Source organism: Kitasatospora sp. NPDC051914, assembly GCF_040680995.1.
Taxonomy (GTDB): domain Bacteria; phylum Actinomycetota; class Actinomycetes; order Streptomycetales; family Streptomycetaceae; genus Kitasatospora.
In genome coordinates, this window is the sequence record NZ_JBFAXX010000029.1 from 1 (window position 1) to 15,791 (window position 15,791).

The 15,791-nt window shown below is 74.3% G+C and carries 13 protein-coding genes and 1 pseudogene; 9 read left to right on the forward strand and 5 right to left on the reverse strand.

Going from position 1 to position 15,791, the window contains the following annotated elements; all coding sequences use genetic code 11:
• A pseudogene (locus AB0M03_RS20220) lies at window positions 1–94 on the reverse strand (VOC family protein); the annotation flags it as partial.
• Window positions 95–120: 26 nt separating this feature from the next.
• Entirely contained in the window at window positions 121–423 is a 303-nt protein-coding gene (locus tag AB0M03_RS20225) for an Atu4866 domain-containing protein (RefSeq protein ID WP_363492928.1), read from the reverse strand.
• Between the two features lie 755 nt (window positions 424–1,178).
• On the opposite strand from AB0M03_RS20225, the gene AB0M03_RS20230 reads away from it, so the two are divergent.
• From AB0M03_RS20230 to AB0M03_RS20245, 4 genes are all read left to right on the forward strand, one after another.
• Window positions 1,179–2,570: an amidohydrolase family protein gene (locus tag AB0M03_RS20230; RefSeq protein WP_363492929.1), complete on the forward strand. Its 1,392-nt coding sequence runs from the start codon at window positions 1,179–1,181 to the stop codon at window positions 2,568–2,570.
• 131 nt (window positions 2,571–2,701) lie between these two features.
• Window positions 2,702–3,196 carry an MFS transporter gene (locus tag AB0M03_RS20235; RefSeq protein WP_363492930.1) on the forward strand — a complete coding sequence of 165 codons (495 nt, stop codon included), beginning with the start codon at window positions 2,702–2,704 and terminating at the stop codon, window positions 3,194–3,196.
• A 38-nt stretch (window positions 3,197–3,234) separates the two neighbouring features.
• Window positions 3,235–3,738 (forward strand): hypothetical protein, encoded by a 504-nt coding sequence (locus AB0M03_RS20240; RefSeq protein WP_363492931.1) that lies wholly within the window; start codon window positions 3,235–3,237, stop codon window positions 3,736–3,738.
• A gap of 332 nt (window positions 3,739–4,070) precedes the next feature.
• On the forward strand, window positions 4,071–4,376 hold the full coding sequence (locus AB0M03_RS20245) for a cupin domain-containing protein (protein ID WP_363492932.1): 306 nt from the start codon (window positions 4,071–4,073) through the stop codon (window positions 4,374–4,376).
• 457 nt (window positions 4,377–4,833) lie between these two features.
• Here the strand turns inward: AB0M03_RS20245 and AB0M03_RS20250 are convergent, their stop codons facing one another.
• A complete protein-coding gene (locus tag AB0M03_RS20250) occupies window positions 4,834–8,199 on the reverse strand; it encodes a hypothetical protein (protein WP_363492933.1) in 3,366 nt (1,121 codons plus the stop codon).
• Window positions 8,200–8,633: 434 nt separating this feature from the next.
• Here AB0M03_RS20250 and AB0M03_RS20255 point away from each other — a divergent pair, with 434 nt between their 5' ends.
• The 5 genes from AB0M03_RS20255 to AB0M03_RS20275 all read left to right on the forward strand — a co-directional run bounded on the left by AB0M03_RS20255 (window position 8,634) and on the right by AB0M03_RS20275 (window position 13,728).
• Entirely contained in the window at window positions 8,634–10,010 is a 1,377-nt protein-coding gene (locus tag AB0M03_RS20255; protein WP_363492934.1) for a hypothetical protein, read from the forward strand.
• 69 nt (window positions 10,011–10,079) lie between these two features.
• Entirely contained in the window at window positions 10,080–11,366 is a 1,287-nt protein-coding gene (locus AB0M03_RS20260; protein ID WP_363492935.1) for an AAA family ATPase, read from the forward strand.
• Window positions 11,363–12,604 carry a VWA-like domain-containing protein gene (locus tag AB0M03_RS20265; protein WP_363492936.1) on the forward strand — a complete coding sequence of 414 codons (1,242 nt, stop codon included), beginning with the start codon at window positions 11,363–11,365 and terminating at the stop codon, window positions 12,602–12,604. Before AB0M03_RS20260 ends, AB0M03_RS20265 begins: the two co-directional genes overlap by 4 nt.
• A 90-nt stretch (window positions 12,605–12,694) precedes the next feature.
• Window positions 12,695–13,234: a sigma-70 family RNA polymerase sigma factor gene (locus AB0M03_RS20270; RefSeq protein WP_363492937.1), complete on the forward strand. Its 540-nt coding sequence runs from the start codon at window positions 12,695–12,697 to the stop codon at window positions 13,232–13,234.
• Complete coding sequence (locus tag AB0M03_RS20275; RefSeq protein WP_363492938.1) at window positions 13,231–13,728, forward strand: transmembrane transport protein; 498 nt, start codon at window positions 13,231–13,233, stop codon at window positions 13,726–13,728. Before AB0M03_RS20270 ends, AB0M03_RS20275 begins: the two co-directional genes overlap by 4 nt.
• Before the next feature lie 178 nt (window positions 13,729–13,906).
• Here the strand turns inward: AB0M03_RS20275 and AB0M03_RS20280 are convergent, their stop codons facing one another.
• Window positions 13,907–14,380 (reverse strand): hypothetical protein, encoded by a 474-nt coding sequence (locus tag AB0M03_RS20280; protein WP_363492939.1) that lies wholly within the window; start codon window positions 14,378–14,380, stop codon window positions 13,907–13,909.
• A gap of 490 nt (window positions 14,381–14,870) precedes the next feature.
• Window positions 14,871–15,566, reverse strand: a complete 696-nt coding sequence (locus tag AB0M03_RS20285; protein ID WP_363492940.1) for an alpha/beta hydrolase — start codon at window positions 15,564–15,566, stop codon at window positions 14,871–14,873.
• Window positions 15,567–15,791 lie beyond the last annotated feature (225 nt).

Here is a 15,791-nt window from a genome sequence, read left to right on the forward strand (position 1 = left end):
GGGCGGTGACGTCCAGGACCCAGGTGACGCCGAAGCGGTCGGTGAGCATGCCGTACAGCGGCGCCCACGGCGCGGGCTCCAGCGGACGCACCACGCACTCGGACGAGAACTCCGCGCGACCTATCGGCCGCGCAACCGGATGCCTCCCTGCCGGGCGCGCTCGTCGCCCACGCGGTAGAGCACCAGGTGCTCATGGAAGAGAACACCGTCGCGAATGTCGCCGGTGGCGGTGAAGCCGGTGTCGTCCACGTAGTCGATGTGGTTGCCGGTCACGGTGTAGCGGCCGGTATAGGCGCTCCGGCGGTTGCCGCGGGCCTCGTCGTAGCGGCCGTTCGGCAGTAGTTCCTGGCGGATGAATCCGTCCGCGGTCACCCACATCCCGACGTGCGGGTGAGGGTCGCGGGGCGTGGTGTTGCTGGTCATGGCTCCATGGTTGGCCCGGCGGCCGAGGGCAACCAGGCCGCCGTCTCCCCAGGTACGGGCTTCCCGGGGGCGGTGCACCCACGATCGCGAGCGGAACGGCGCAGCGAATCAGGCTGCCGGAACAGGCAAGTCTCCCGGATACGGCGAACCCGCACCGGCAACCCGTCCGGGCCGGCCGGGGGCCCCGAACCTGATGGTCACGCAGCTGCTGTACCTGCCGAGCAGCTGTCTCCCACCTGCACCGGCATGACCGTCGTCCCCGCCGTCGTGGACACCGTCGCGCCGGCCGGCGGATGCGGCCGCCGATCGGAACAACGTCGCAACGCTGCCCCCGGGGCAACACCACCGACTTGCTGGTGGTGCCCGACGAACTCGCCGCCGATGTGCCGAGCGCGGTAGCCACCTCATGTCCCGGCCGGAGCAGGTCCGCGCACCGGTCGCGGCCGGCCCGTCCTGTGGGCGGGCACCGACGCTCCCGGCCGGGCCACCGCCCCCGAGGCGGGCATCCGGCCGCACCGGACCCGCCGATCGGCAGACCCCGTGCGGCAAACACAGCGGCCCGGCCCCTGGGCAGCCCGCAGACGACCAGCTCCAGGACCGCGCTGCCCGTACACGTCCTGATCCTGGGTGCGCGACACCTGGGGAAACGGCGGCCTGGTTGCCGTAGCCGGGGCGACCGAGGCTGGAGGCCGAGCAGCACCGGCGCCCCCGGCAGCCCACCAACCCCTCTCCAACGTACGGAAAGAAGACCTCTCATGAACGTCAACGACACCACCAACGCCGCCGTCCTCGAACAGCTCCGGCGCCGCCCCGCAGCAGACCGGCGCATCCTGTTCACCGGCGCCACCATCGTCACCATGGACCCCGACCTCGGCGTCATCGACCGCGGCGACCTCCTCGTCGAGGGCGACACCATCACCGCCGTCGGCCGTGACCTCGCCGCGGGCGATGCCGTGGTCGTCGACGCCACCGGCACCGTCCTCAGCCCCGGCTTCGTCGACACCCACCGGCACGCCTGGGAGGCCCAGCTGCGCCGGATCATGCCGGACGTCGACGATCTCGGCGGCTACGTCATGTCCACCCTGGCCGGCTACGCCACGGTCTACCGGCCCGAGGACATGTACACCGGCACCAGGCTGGCCGCCCTCACCGCGATCGACAGCGGCATCACGACCATGCTCGACTTCTCCCACAACTCCCGCACCCGCGCGCACTCCGACGCCGCCGTCGAGGCCTTCCGCGACACCGGCATCCGCGGCGTGCACGCCTCCATGGGCCCGCACTTCGGCGACTGGGACCGGCAGTGGCCGGGCGACCTGACCCGTCTCAAGGACCAGTACTTCAGCAGCGACGACCAGCTGCTGACCCTGCGCCTGGCGACCCTCGCCACCGACGAGATCGCCGGCCCCGCACTCGCCTACGGCCCCGCACTCGCCCGCGTCGCCAAGGACCTGGGCATCGGAGTGAGCGTGGACGCCGTCTTCGGCACCTCCTCCTCCGAGGCGATCCTGCGCTGGGCCAAGGACGGCATCCTCAACCCCGACGTCACCCTCATCCACGCCACCGGACTGACCCCCGAGGCGTGGAAGGCGATGGGACAGACCGGCACCACCGTGGCGCTGGCCCCCACCTCCGACGCCCAGATCGGCCTGGAGACCGCGATCCCCGCCGTCGACGAGGCCCTGTCCGTCGGCATCCGCCCCGGACTGAGCATCGACGTCGAAGTCGCCCTGGCCAGCGACATGTTCACGCAGATGCGGGCCCTGCACGCCATTCAGCGGATGCGCGCCGTCAACGCCGCCTACGGCACCGACCAGCAGCCCCACCGCATCACCGCCCACGATGTCCTCGACTTCGCCACCCTCCAGGGCGCCCGCACCAACGGCCTGGCCGCCGTCACCGGCTCACTCACGCCGGGCAAGAAGGCCGACCTGCTGGTCATCCAGGCCGAGGAGCTCAACAACATGCCGCTCAACGACCCGATCGGCACCGTCGTGCTGGGCTCCGACGCCCGCAACATCAGCGCCGTCCTCGTCAACGGCGAGCCCCGCAAGTGGAACGGCCACGTCCTCGACGTCGACCTGTCCGCCCTGCGCCGAGAGGTCCACGCCTCGCGCGAGTACGTGCTGAACACCCCGAGCGCCTGAGCATCCCCTTCATCGTCACCCGGCCGGTCACGCGCCGGCCGGGGTGACCTACTGCCCCGGCGCTGCCACCGGCCGATCGTGTCGTGCGCAAACACACGGGGTCGCCACCGGATGCCCTTTCCGGAGTTCTCATGTCCCACCCCAGCACCACCTTCAGTCGTGCAGCCAAGAGCAGCACGCCCGACCAACCGCCGGGCTGGGCCCCGGCCGCCCTTACCACACTCCTGCTGACCGCTCTCGGCGTCCTGATGGTCGGCCAGATGTACGCCGTCCTCGCGCTGCTGAACCCCATGGCCACCGCGCTCGGCACCACACCCGGACAGGCCACCTGGACGGCAACCGCATTCGGCTTCGCCTACGCCGCCGGCTTCCTCCTCGCCGGCCCGCTCTCCGACCGCCACGGACCACACCGTGATCACCGCAGGACTCGTGGCCGCCGCGGCATCGGCAGCCGGGACCGACGAGGCATGCGCGACCCCGCGCCGGTCGTCGGCGACGGCGCGATGGGCCTGTGGAAGGCGCCCACCTCGTCCCGCTGGTCCGCGCCGGGCCCGCTTCGAACGCGGTCAGCTCGTCGGACGCCCCAAAAAACCTCGCAGCATGAACGTGCTCGGCTGACACACTGAGGCCGAAGCGCAGAACCGCACAGAGGACCCGGACGCCCATGCTGAACCCACTCGACGCTCCAGATGCGGTGTCAGCCGCAGCTGAACCGCTCGAGGACCTGCTCGACGACTGCAACCCATTTGTGTCGTCCATTGAGCTGTCCCATGTCGTCCCAGTGGCTGGGACGACGCCCGGTCATGACTGGATGAAGGGTCTCTCTCAAGCCGTGTACGACGCGGGGGCCAGTGGACACCGGGTAGGAACATCGGTCGTCCCGTTCGGGTCACCGCGAGCCTGGCGGGACATTCTCCGCCGAGAGGTGACCGACGGCATCATGCAGCCCGCCAAGAGGTGGCCGGACGCCGACCTGCGCACGCCCGCCGAGATCCGGCAGGCAGGCGAACTCGCCGATGGCATCGCCGACCTCATCGAAGCCCATCTGGGGCCCGTCCGAATCTCCGGCAACGTCGACGGCCCGCACACGGGCTACATATGGTGGCGCAACTTGCTGTTGGTCACCAGCGACTGGGCCACCATCCTGCATCTCGGGATTTTCGACTGACCGACCACTGTTGCTGTTTCGCACCTGTACAGCCACAGTGCCCACCTGGAGGAAGCTACCCCGGACGGCTCCGGCCCGAGGAGTGGCAGGGGCTGCCACAGGTCCCACGGCTGCGCGCAGCGACTGCGCAAGTGTCTCTTCCCAGACCTTGGTTCGGGCAACCGGACGCGCGTCCGGGCCTCGGCCGGGGTGGCGGTCTGCGGCCGACGGCAGTTTTTACCAAACGGTCGACCACTTCGTACTACTGGTCGGGTAGCTTCCGAGGCATCCGTTGATCTCGATGCGCGAGGCCGGTCGGCGCGACCGATCAGGCCCGTTGGGAGGGGTGTGCCATGAGTGTGGTCAACCTGGTGGCAACCGCAACCGGTCTGCCGCAGGCGTGGAGTTCTCGCCGGCTGGGCCGGGTGGGGGCGGCCTGCGTGAAGGTACTGCGCATGGACGAGCTGCCGGTGGAGGAGGAGAGCCATGGTGCCGATGAGGCACTGCTCGTGATCGATGGCCGGCTGGAGCTGGAGGTGAACGGCACGCCGGTGTCGGTGGGGGCGGGCGAGCTGTACGTGGTGGCGGCGGGTACCGTGCACGCGGTGCGTGGCGGAAGCCATGGAACGCTGGTGATCGTGGAGCCGACTGACGACTGACGGTTCGTCAGGCGGTCGGGGTCGGGCACTCGGTCCGGGCATATCAGCTCGGCGAGACGATCCTGCGCCGTGGCACCGGGATCGTTGATTTCCCCACCTGCTGCTCAGGTAGTCGGCCGGAGCTGTTGCTCATCATGATTCCCCACGCGGGTGCCCGGCCGGCAGGAGCGCGGCGGTTCTGACGAGGTGAGGAGGCTCGGGGCTCTCCCAGGCGCCTCCACCCGTCTGCGAGGCCTGCTTCACCGACGGCTCGCTGCCCGCGGCCGAGGCATGACGCAGGCGTGTCGGTCGCAGATGGACTGATCCCGGTCGGCCGACCGGACGGCTCCTGGAGCAGGACCGTTCCCCGTCCGATGTGTCCCGGCCCTGCCGGGCCGCCACCACCCGAGAGGAACCCCTGCGCGGGTGGCAGCCGCGTGATGGTTCGGCGCCGCGGGTCGGACGGCCCGGCCGCAGGTCACTCCCGGTGCGTGACGGCCGCGAGGGCGCGCTCGCGGACGTCCGCCGAGGGGTGGCGGCGCAGCTCGCGCAGCAGGGTCCGCCACTCCTGGGGCCAGCCGAGGCGGTCCCCGAACACCTCCGTCAGCGCCGTCGCGAACAGCCCGGCGGCCGGGCCGGTGTCCCCGTCCCGGCGGGCGGTCCGTGCCAGCGCGTCGAGTGTCCCGGGCGGTGGCAGCGGGCCCGAGACGTGCTCCCGCAGCAGCGCCGCCGCGGTGAGCGCGGCCGCCGCCGGACGGCCTCGGTGGGCGTCGGCGAGCGCGCCGAGCGCGGCCGCCAGCGCCTGCGGCCCGGCTGCCGGGTCCACCAGCCGGCGCAGCGCGGCCGCCCTGATGCCCGCCAGGTCGGGTTCGGCCGCGAGCAGGTCGGCGGTGCCGGCGAGCAGCGGCCGGTGGCGGTCGTCGGCGGGGAGGTCGGCGAGGTGGGCCAGCCTCCGGCGGGCCGGCAGGTCCCGGTCGTCCCCGGCGTCGGGGTCGTCCGTCCGCGTGGCGGCGGCGAGTTCGGCGAGGGTGCGGTGCAGCAGGCTGCCGGGGGCGGCGCCGCCGATCGGGTGTGGCAGCCCGGAGGCGGCGAGCGTGCGGACGGCGCCCGCGGCCTCCCGCCAGCTGCCGCGGTTCGCCAGGTCGGTGACGGCCTGTCGGGCCACGTCCGCGGTCTCCGGGGCCCAGGCGGCCCACCGCGGCAGCGCGGCGAGGGCCGGCACGGCGACCTCCGGGTCGGCCGCGGCGGCGACGGAGGCCACCAGCCGGGCGTAGCGGGCCCGGTGGGTCTCGGGGAGGTGCTCCGGGCGGGCCCGCAGGACGGCGCGGCGCACGGGTGGCGGGGCCTGCCCGGCGGCCTCGGCGAGCAGTTCCCAGATGGGTTCGGCGTCCAGCAGGTCGGTCGCGAAGGCGACGGCCGCGGCGCGCACGTCGCGGTGCTGGCCCTCGACGCGGTACGCGGCGACCAGCAGATCGGCGGCGGCCCGCGGCGGCAGGTGCTCGGCGGCCAGCCGCACGGCCTCCTTGCGGCTGGTCACCTTGCTGCCCCGTGCCCCGGACAGCAGCTCGCTGAGCCGCTCGGCGAGTTCGCCGGGCGGGGCGAACCGGGCGGCCCGGGTGGCCGCGTACACCGCGACCCGGGCGCGGTCGCCGCCCGCGTGGGCCAGCAGGTCGCCCAGCGCGTCGGCGGGCCGGTCCGTCCGGGCCAGCGCGGCGAGCGCCGCCTCGGCGAGCACCACCTCGGCGGAGTCCAGTCGGGCGCGGACGACCGCCTCGCCGTACTCGGGGATCGCGGCGGCGGCGTGGACGGCCGCGGCACGCCCGTACAGAGGCAGGGTGGGGTCGCCGGCGGCCGCGGCGGCGAGCTCGGCGGCGGCCCGCCACTGGCGCGGCGTCCAGCGGCTCGCGGACCAGGTCGGCGGCAGGGTCGCCCGCTGCGGGCGCTTCAGGAACCGCCCGTACGGCGGCACGGGGGCGAGCAGCGGGTCGAGCAGGTCGGTGCGCCGCTCGACGAGCACGTCCCGCACCGGCGGCAGGACGGCGGCAGAGGGTTCGAGTTCGAGGATCTCGGCGACCCGGGCGGCGCGGGTGCGCGGATCGTCCAGCCAGAGGGCGGCGGCCGTCGTGAACGCGCCGTCCGACCCGAACCGGAGGGCGTGCAGAAGGAGTTCCTGCAGCTCGGGAATGCCGCGGGCCCGTCGGCCGAGTGCCCGGGCCAGGGTGAACAGCAGCCAGTACTCCGCGGTGTCGGCCATGGTGTCCAGCCACGGCCGGAGGGTCGCGAACACGGCGTGCTCCTGGCCCCGCCGCAGCCGGTGTTCCAGTCGGCCGAGTTCGACCGTGCCGGTCTGGCCGGCGATCCGCCGCACGCTCCGCAGCGCCCACTCGATCAGCTCCGCCCCGCCGGTGACGGCGTGCTCGCGCAACACCTCGGCGACCAGCCGCTGCAGGGCGGCGCGGGTGGTGTACGAGCAGTCGCGGGCGTCGACCGCGTCCTGCACGACGGTGTCGAGGACGGGCACTGCGGCCGGGGTCAGCAGCCGGGCGGGCACCTGGGCGAGCGCGGTCAGCGCCGCGCAGCGCACCGGGTCCTGCTCGTTGCGCAGCTGCGGCAGCAGGCCGAGCACGTCCTGGACGGCGGCCCGGTCGGCGGAGGCGGCCGCGTTGGCGAGCATTGCCGCCCAGGCGGCGGACCGGTCGTCGGCGTCCGGGCGGGAGAGGGCGGAGCGCAGCTCCGGCTGGGCTTCCTCGGTGGGCAGGCACGCCAGGGCGGGGGCGATCAGGGCCCAGGGGCGGCCCTCCGCGCGGCGTGCGGCCACCTGCCGCCACGCCTCGGCGTGGCGACGGGTGTGCGGGAACAGCGGTAGCAGGAGGGAGAGTTCGGCCTCCCGCGGGAGAGCACCGGCGTAGGCGAGGTCGAGGAACGCGTCGCGCCGGCCCGGCGGGAGGGCGCGCAGCAGGGCGGCGAAGCAGCGGGGCGCGGCCAGCCAGTGGCGGCCGAGGGCGGGGAGCGAGGGCGGGTCGGCGCACACCAGCCGGCGCAGGGTGCCGCTCGTGGGCGGCGCGGTGTACGGCCCGGCCGCACCGCGCCGCGGGTCGGCGAGGAGCCGGACGGTGCGTTCGGCGTCCGCGGCGGCCAGCGGCGGCAGGAGGTCGCGGCGCAGCGGAAGGTCCGGGCCGAACCGCTCCAGCAGGTCGAGGACCCGTTCGGGGCGGGCCCGCGCGGTCGCGCCGAGGACGTCGGCGAGCTCGGGCCACTGCCCGAGCCGCAGCGTCTCGGGGCGCTTGGCGAGCACCCGCTCCAGGTGGTCCAGGACCTCGTCCGGGAAGCGTGCGGCGAGGGGTGCGAGCGGCGTGGCGTGTGCGAGGTCGGGCAGGGTCCGGGCGACGAACGCGGGGCTGCAGGCGGAGAGCAGCCGTGCGGCCTCGGCATCGCCCCACTCGGCGCACAGGCGGCCCACCAGCCGCTCGGCGAGCCGGTGCCGACGGCCGTGCCGGACGACCCGGGCCAGCTGCCGGCGCAGGGTGCAGGGGGCATCGGTGAAGGCCGCCTCGATCGCCTCGTCCGGGATGCCCTGGGTGCGGGCGGCGCGCAGGGCGTACCCGCGGACCACCGGGTCGGGGTCGGTCAGCCGCTCGGTGAGGTAGTCGGTGGCGCGGCCGGCCGACGCGGCGAGTGCGGCCAGCCGTCGGCCGTACACGCCGGAGCGCTCCCGGTCGGACAGCAACCCGGGGAGGTCGCCGTCGGCGGCGAGTTCCCGGGCCCTGCGGGCGACGAGCCGTTGGCGATCCGGGTAGGAGAGCGGGTCGAGATCGGCGAGCAACTGATCGGCTTCGTGCGGCATGCGGTCATTCTGGCCGGGCGGAGCGGGTGCCTCCCATCGAATTTCCGCCCCCGGCCGGGCGGTTCGCCAGGCGGCCTCGCGGTGGTCCTCGAGCGGCGGCCGGCCGGTGGCGATCGCCCGGTCGCACCCGGACGAGTATCTGCGGCACCGGGTGGAACACCAGGTCCGCGGCTGACACGCGCCGCTGCACGCCGGGACGAGGCCCGGATCCGGCGGACCGGACCCGCCGTCGAGGACATCGCCGAGGACGACGACCCGCGAGCCGGTGCTCACCGACCTCGAGTCCGTGCCGCACCAGCCGCGCTTCCGTGACCGCCGCGCGCAGGCCGGCAGTAAACCGCTGGCCGGTCCGGACGTCGCGGGGTACGCTCCTGCGCGATGACCACTCACTCTGTCGACAGAATGGGGGTCCCGTCCGCGCAAGGTGAGTGCTGATGGGCACTTGGACCGCGGACGGGGATTCCCGTCTCTCCTTCTGGCTGCGCGTGCGCGAGTTCGCCGTGCCGCCCTCCGTGATCGCGACTGCGACGGCCCGACGCCTCGTCGGCGACTGGGCCGGGGCGTGCGCCGCCGCCGGCGTGGACGTCGACGTCAGTCCGCGTGCGCTGGCCCGGACGCACGGGCGCGAACTCGCGGCACTGGTCCGTTCCGACCTGCGTCGGCTCGCTCCCGACCTGCTGCGCTGGCACTGGCCGCGGATCGCCCCGACCGGTCTGCTGCGCCCGGGTCTGACCGTGACCCTGGCCCGGTACGGCGGTGCCGGGCGCGACCGTGACGGCCCCGTGCACCTCGTCGCCCGGACGCCGCCGGCCTGGGCGGACGCCGGCCAGCGGATCGGACTCGCACTGTGGGACGCCTCCCGGCCCACGGCCGGCGCCGGCCTCCATCCCCACCCGCGTCCGCACCGGCGGTTCCGGCTCGACCTGCACCGCCACCTCTGGGACGCACTGCGGGCCGACGAGCTCCGGGTGCGGTCCGGCGCCGACGTACTGTCCGGCGACGCCGCCGGGGGCCACCGACTGCCGGACACCACCGGGCCCGGGTACCGCTGCGCCGTCGACCGGTGGGCGGACGAGGCGGCGATCCTGCTTCGCGCCGAGGGACGGCCCGACGGCCCCGTCGAGGTACGCCTCGGGGCCCGGCGTCGGCTGTGCCTCGACCCGGTCCCGGCCGGGGACGGGCCGGCGGCCGTGCACGTCACGGACGTGCCGCCGCCCCGGAAGGGCACCCTCCTGCCGGTGCTGCCCGATGCCGCGACCTGGGTGCTGCCCGACCTGGATCTCGTCCGCGCCGGCCTGATCGAGGCCGGTCGGCTGCACCCTCTGGTCGCCGCGGCCCTGGCACCGGGTCTTCCTCCGGTCGGCGTCTCCGCTGCGCCGGATCCGGCCGGTCGGCCGCGGGTCGTGGAGTGCCGCGGCGCCCGGCACCGGATCGGCCTGGTCGACGGGGTCCTGGTGCCGCTCGACCACGACCCGGAGGAGATCCGCCGCGAGGAGCTGCTGGCCGCCCTGACCGGAACTCCGCTGCCCTGCCTGCAGGTCATCGACGAGGTGCACCGCCGACCGGAGGTCCTCGACGACGTCCGGGCACGCCTCGACCACGGTGACACGGCCGGCGCACTGGCCGTGGTGGAGGGCCTGTTGGGGCCCGAGGCGCTGCTGCGCGCCGGTGCGCTGCGGGACGAACTCGCAGCGGCCGCCGCCCGGCGGGTCACCCACGGCCTGTTCCGGGCGGGCCTCGCCGGAGCGGTGCCGGGCCCCGTCCGGCGCGACACCGGCCGCGGGCACCCGCGCCACGGCCGGGGCCGCTGACCCGCCGACCGACCTGCCTTCCGATCGTCCTTCCCGTCCCGATCGTCCGACCCCTTGAGGTGATCACCCATGCCTGCACACACGTCCTTCGCCCCCACCGACACCCTGACCGCCGCCGTCGCCGGCCCCGCGGAGCGCTCCCGGCTCGACGTGGCCGGCGAGCTGCTCGCGCTGCTCGGCGAGACCACCACCGAGCCGCGCCCGGACGCCCAACTGGAGGCGCTGACCCTGGCCGTGGCCGCCGACCTGCCCGTCCTGCTGTGGGGTGAGCCGGGGATCGGCAAGACGGCGGCGCTGACCCAGCTCGCCACCGCGCTCGACCTCCCGCTGACCACCGTGATCGCCAGCGTGCACGAGCCGTCCGACTTCTCGGGGCTGCCCGTGCCGGGCGACGACCCGGCCGAGCACGGCGTCCCGATGGCCCCGCCGGACTGGGCGGTGCGGCTGGTACGGGCGGGCCGCGGCCTGCTGTTCCTGGACGAACTGTCGACCGCACCGCCCGCCGTCCAGGCCGCGCTGCTCCGTCTGGTACTGGAGCGGCGCATCGGCGCCCTGCAACTGCCGCCCGGGGTGCGGATCGTGGCCGCCGCCAATCCGCGCTCCTCGGCGGCGGACGGCTGGGAGCTGAGCCCGCCGCTGGCGAACCGCTTCGTCCACCTGCACTGGACCCACGACCACGAGGTGGTGGTGCGCGGCCTCGGTGGTGTCTGGCCACGGGCCACCCTGCCCCGGCTCGATCCCGGCCGGCTGCCCGAGGCCGTGGACCTCGCCCGCCGCGCGGTGTGCGGACTGCTCTCCGCCCGCCCGGCGCTGGTGCACCGGCTGCCCGGCAACGAGACCCGCCGCGGCGGCGCCTGGCCGTCGCCGCGGAGCTGGGACATGACGCTGCGTCTGCTCGCCTTCGCCACGGCGGCCGGCTCCTCGCGGGAGGTACTCTCGCTGCTCGTCCGGGGCGCCGTCGGCGACGGCCCCGGCCTGGAGCTGCTGGCGGCCCTGGACCGGATGGACCTGCCGGACCCGGAGTCGCTGCTCGCCGATCCGGTGGCGGCCGTGCTGCCCGAGCGGGGCGACCTGCGGCAGGCCGCGCTCGACGCCGTGGTGGATGCCGTCCGCCGGCGGCCCGAGCGGGCCCGGTGGGACGCGGCCTGGGCCCTGCTGGCCCGTGCCCTGGAGACCGGCGCGCCGGACCTGGTGGTCGTCCCCGCGACCACCCTCGCCTCGCTGCGCCGGGAGGACTGGGACGTGCCCGCGTCGATCGACCGGCTCGCCGGCGCGGTCTCGCTCTCCCGTCGCGCGGACCGGGCGGCGGCCCGGGCGGCCGAGCGCCCCGCATCCGGTACGGGGGCCGGCCGATGAGGCAGGGCACAGCGGGGGATCTGGACCTCGACAAGCTGTACGCCGCACGGCTGCAGGCGGCCCGGGCCCGGCCCTACCTGGCGACCGCGCTGTTCGCCCTGCACGCGGTGGAGTCGCGGCAGGTTCCGACGATGGCGGTCGACCGGCACTGGCGGTGCTACGTCTCGCCGGCGTTCGTGCACCGGACGCCGGTGGAGGAGCTCGCCTCGGTGTGGGTGCACGAGGTGTCGCACCTGCTGCGCGACCACCACGGGCGCAGCGACCGCGTCGCGCGGGAGCGCGGGCTGTCCGGGCGGGCGGAGCGGCTGCGGATGAACATCGCGGCGGACTGCGAGATCAACGACGACGTGTTCGGCGACGGGCTGGTACGGCCGGAGGGGGCCGTGCTTCCGGCGGCGCTGCGGCTGCCGGAGGGCGGGCTGATGGAGGACTACCTGCGGTTGTTCGGGCTCGGGCCGCTCACGCAGGACCTGGCCTGGCTGGACTGCGGAAGCGGCGCCGACGGGCTGGAGCGGGCGTGGGACCTCGGGCCGGGCGGCGCGAACGGTCTCGCGCCGCACGAGCAGGACGCGGTCCGGTTCAGGGTGGCGGAGGGCATCAGGGGCCGTCCGGGGAGTGCCCCGCGCGGGTGGCGGCGGTGGGCGGAGGAGGCCTTCCATCCGCCGCAGCCCTGGCGGGAGTTGCTGGGCGCGGCGGTCCGCTCGGCGGCGTCCGGGTCGGGCGCGGGCGAGGACTACACGTACGGCCGGCCGTCCCGGCGGTCGGCCTCGGTGCCGGGTGCGGTGCTGCCGAGCCTGCGACGCAGGCCGCCGCGGGTCTGCGTGGTGGTCGACACGTCCGGGTCGGTGAGCGACGCCGAGTTGGGCAGTGCGCTGCTGGAGGTGGCCGCGATCGCCCGTGCGGTGGGCGGGCGGCGGGATCTGGTCGGTGTGGTGTCCTGCGACGCGGCGGCCGGCGCGGTGCTGCCGCTCTGCCGGGAGGAGGGGCTCGGGCTGATCGGCGGTGGCGGCACCGATCTGCGGGCGGGCTTCGCCGCGGCCCTGCGGTCCAGGCCCCGGCCGGACGTGGTGGTGGTCCTGACCGACGGTCAGACACCGTGGCCCCGGGAGCGGCCGTCCTGCCGGACGGTGGTCGGTCTGTTCCGCCGCGAGGGCTCCCGGCGGTCCTGGGACGAGGACGATCCCGACCACGTCCCGGACACGCCGCCGCCCTGGGCCAGGGTGGTGACCGTGGGCTGAGTCCCGCGGGGCGGGTGGCTCGAGACCGTGAACCTTTCCGGTACAGGTGCCGACTGTTCCGGTGACGGGGACGCGGGACAGGGAGGTGCAGTGAACGAGGATGATCGCTCCGGGTTGCTGGTGGTGCGCTGCCGGCTCGGGGAGCGGGCCGCGTTCGGGGAACTGGCGCGCCTGTGGCATGACGCGCTGTGGCGTTATGTGCGGGGCATGGTCGGCTCGCCGTACGTCGCGGACGATCTTGCGCAGGACGTATGGGTCGCCGTGGTGCGCGGGCTGCCGCGGCTGCGGGAGCCGGACCGATTCGCTCCTTGGTTGTTCACCATCGCCCGGCGCACGGTGGCCGACCATCTGCGGGAGGCGTACAAGGCTCCGCAGACGTCGGTGGAGGAGACGGACGTCGCCGCCGACGACTCCCTGAGCGGCCTCCTGACCACGATGGAGATCGAAGCCGGTCTCGGCGAACTTCCGCCGCTGGAGCGCGAAGTGATGATCCTCTTCCACCTGCAGGACCTACCGCTGACTGCCTGTGCGGAGGTACTCGGCGTACCACCGGGCACGGTCAAGAGCAGGCTGCACCGTGCGCGTCGCACGCTGCGCGAGATCCTCACCGAAAGGGGCTACGGGACATGAGCGAGCAGGACCACGGAGCGCACCGGGGCGTGCCCGCAGAGCTGGAGCGCGCGCTGGCGGCGGAGGTCTCGCTGCGTTCCCGGATGCGGTACGTGGCCGTGGGTCTTGCGGGAGGGTGCGCAGCGGTACTCGTCGCCGTGCTGTGGGCGACCGAGCCGCGACCCCTTCCTCCACGCACCCAGGCGGTCTTCGCCGGGCTGATCGCCGTCGGGCTGGCCTGGGCTGCTTTCGCCGGTTGGGTCTTGAGCAGGCGCCGGCCGCTGTACGCACGGGACCAAGTGCTGGGAGCCCGGCTCGCACTCGCGGCGAGCACGGTGACGGGAACCGTCGGGACAGCCCTGGCCGCAGCACGCGGCACCGTGACCGCGACCCTGACCGCCGCCCTGGTCGGCACCGTCCTCGTCGCCACCGCGGGATTGCTCCTGGCCAGGGCGCAATCCCGCCGTCGTGAGCTGCTGCGGCTGCGTGACGTGCTGCAACGGAACGTCTCCTGAGGCCGTGCGCTACAGGCCCGGCAGTGGTGGCCGAGGCAGCGGTGCCCGCTCGCAGATTTCCGGAGCGGGCTGCCGCGCACGTACGTGGACACCGCAACGGTCCGTCGCGGTGTCCCCCCGTCCCGTGAAGTCCTGCAGTCGCGTCCGACCCGTTACGCCGCCGGCACTGGAAGAAGATCTACAGCCAGCACCTGATCCGCGATCCGTCCAGGGCGACTTCGGACACCACCGAATAGATCTTGGTCTGGCTGTCGAAGCCGATCCGCGCCATCACGGGAACGCCGTCGATCGTTCGGCTGAAGCAGAAACCGCCTACGGTGGGGTCACCCTGCTCGCCCTCGCGACCGGGCTGCCATCCGAGCCGCTGCGCCGCATCGCTGTAGAATTCCACGACCTTGCCGCCCGCGAGCGGGTAGCCGTAATCCACTTGGGCATCGGCGAAGCCGCCGTCATGATTGCAGGAAACCGCCCACTCCTTCACTGGTGTCGCTCCCTCCGGGTGCAGCGAGGCCAGCGCTCGAAACTCTTTTGAATCGGCCGCTTTCCGGGCTTGCGGGCAACCCGATTCCATGATGTCGGGCAGGGCGGCAAGGCCGATGCCGATGACTATCGCCGCAGCGGCAGCGAAGTAGACGCGTACGACGATCCTCATGCGGTGCATTCGTCCTTCATCGATAGGGGCGGTGGCCGAGCGCGGCCTGCCAAATGAGCGGATCGGCGCCCGCTGCCTGCCCAGGCGTTCCCTGACGGCCTGTCCGACACGGGGCGCACCGCGGCCCCCTCGGTGGGCGTGACCGAGAGGCGGCGGTCGTTCCTGCCGGCATCAGGGGATGCTCGGCGTGAGCATTTCCTGGATGCAGCGGCGCAGCCCGTTGCTGCAGTCGACCGGAGATCTCGTCGTACCTGAACCCGTCCTTGACCTCCCGCGGGATCGCGCCGACGACCGTACGCATGTCGGCATCCGTGCCCGCCCAGGCCTCCGGCCACCTGGCCCAGCGGTCCTCGTCCACGGCTTGGCCTTCCGGTCCACCGACACCATCCGAACCCGGGAGTCCAGCGGTCGATGATCAAGAGCGCGGTCCGCCCCTGCCGTACGCCTCCCGGCCCTCGAACGGCCTGCTTCGGCTCGTCCGCGGCGGCCGTCACAGGCTCAGCAGCAGGTCCCGGATTGCGGCGGGTCGGGACAGGAACGGGTGGTGGCCGGTGTCGAGTTCGACGACGCTGCCGGCCCGGCGGGCGAACTCGCGCTGCAGCCGCGGTGGGGTGCCCCGGTCCCGGGCGCAGACCAGGTACGTCGAGGGCACCTGCTGCCATGCGGCAGCCCCGACCGGCTGTCCGGTCACCTGCACGCTCTGCCGGGCGAGGTGGTCCGCCGCCTGTACCTGGACCTCGGGGTCGCAGTCCTGCAGGAACGTGTCCACGAGCAGCTCGGGGCGGACCCCGAACGTGCCGGCGTCGGGGTCGACGTCGAGGAACGGGGCAAGGCTGCCGTCCCCGAACTCCGACAGACTCTGTCCGACCTCCGGAAGGTAACCGGTGACCAGCAGCAGGTGGCGCACCGACCCGATTCCCGCGGCGGCTTCCGCGGTGACGATGCCGCCGTAGCTGTGGGCGACCACGACGGTCGGCTCGTCGCCGGCCTGCAGTACCCGCCGCACCGCGGCGACGTCCTCGGGCAGCCCCGGACCGCCGGCGCCGCCGGGCCGGCCCGCCTCGCCGCAGCTCGGCAGCGCCGGGGCCACGCTCGGCACCCCCCGCTCCCGCAACAGGTCGGCGGTGCGGTGCCACCACCACGACCCGTCCCGCACGCACGCCCCGTGCACGAACACGACCCGCATCGCCACCTCCGGTAGGCCACCCCGGGAAGAACGGACCTGCCGTCCCAGGCTCCCACGGGCGTCGCCCGCAGCGGTGCTGCGCCAACTGGAAGTGCTGTAGCGCAGCAGTAGGCACGACGACCAGCAGGAAGGGAGCGACGAACACTCCGGCGTAGAAGTGCAGGCGCACCAGCAGGGCCCGGGCGCCGGCCGGGACCGTTCGGGCCGGGGCGGTACCTGGTCGGG

Coding starts and splice junctions, on each gene's coding strand:
- AB0M03_RS20245 (WP_363492932.1), top strand. CDS start 4,071: ATGAGTGTGGTCAACCTGGTGGCAACCGCAACCGGTCTGCCGCAGGCG.
- AB0M03_RS20225 (WP_363492928.1), bottom strand. CDS start 423: ATGACCAGCAACACCACGCCCCGCGACCCTCACCCGCACGTCGGGATG.
- AB0M03_RS20280 (WP_363492939.1), bottom strand. CDS start 14,380: ATGAGGATCGTCGTACGCGTCTACTTCGCTGCCGCTGCGGCGATAGTC.
- AB0M03_RS20250 (WP_363492933.1), bottom strand. CDS start 8,199: ATGCCGCACGAAGCCGATCAGTTGCTCGCCGATCTCGACCCGCTCTCC.
- AB0M03_RS20240 (WP_363492931.1), top strand. CDS start 3,235: ATGCTGAACCCACTCGACGCTCCAGATGCGGTGTCAGCCGCAGCTGAA.
- AB0M03_RS20255 (WP_363492934.1), top strand. CDS start 8,634: ATGGGCACTTGGACCGCGGACGGGGATTCCCGTCTCTCCTTCTGGCTG.
- AB0M03_RS20235 (WP_363492930.1), top strand. CDS start 2,702: ATGTCCCACCCCAGCACCACCTTCAGTCGTGCAGCCAAGAGCAGCACG.
- AB0M03_RS20230 (WP_363492929.1), top strand. CDS start 1,179: ATGAACGTCAACGACACCACCAACGCCGCCGTCCTCGAACAGCTCCGG.
- AB0M03_RS20285 (WP_363492940.1), bottom strand. CDS start 15,566: ATGCGGGTCGTGTTCGTGCACGGGGCGTGCGTGCGGGACGGGTCGTGG.
- AB0M03_RS20265 (WP_363492936.1), top strand. CDS start 11,363: ATGAGGCAGGGCACAGCGGGGGATCTGGACCTCGACAAGCTGTACGCC.
- AB0M03_RS20260 (WP_363492935.1), top strand. CDS start 10,080: ATGCCTGCACACACGTCCTTCGCCCCCACCGACACCCTGACCGCCGCC.
- AB0M03_RS20275 (WP_363492938.1), top strand. CDS start 13,231: ATGAGCGAGCAGGACCACGGAGCGCACCGGGGCGTGCCCGCAGAGCTG.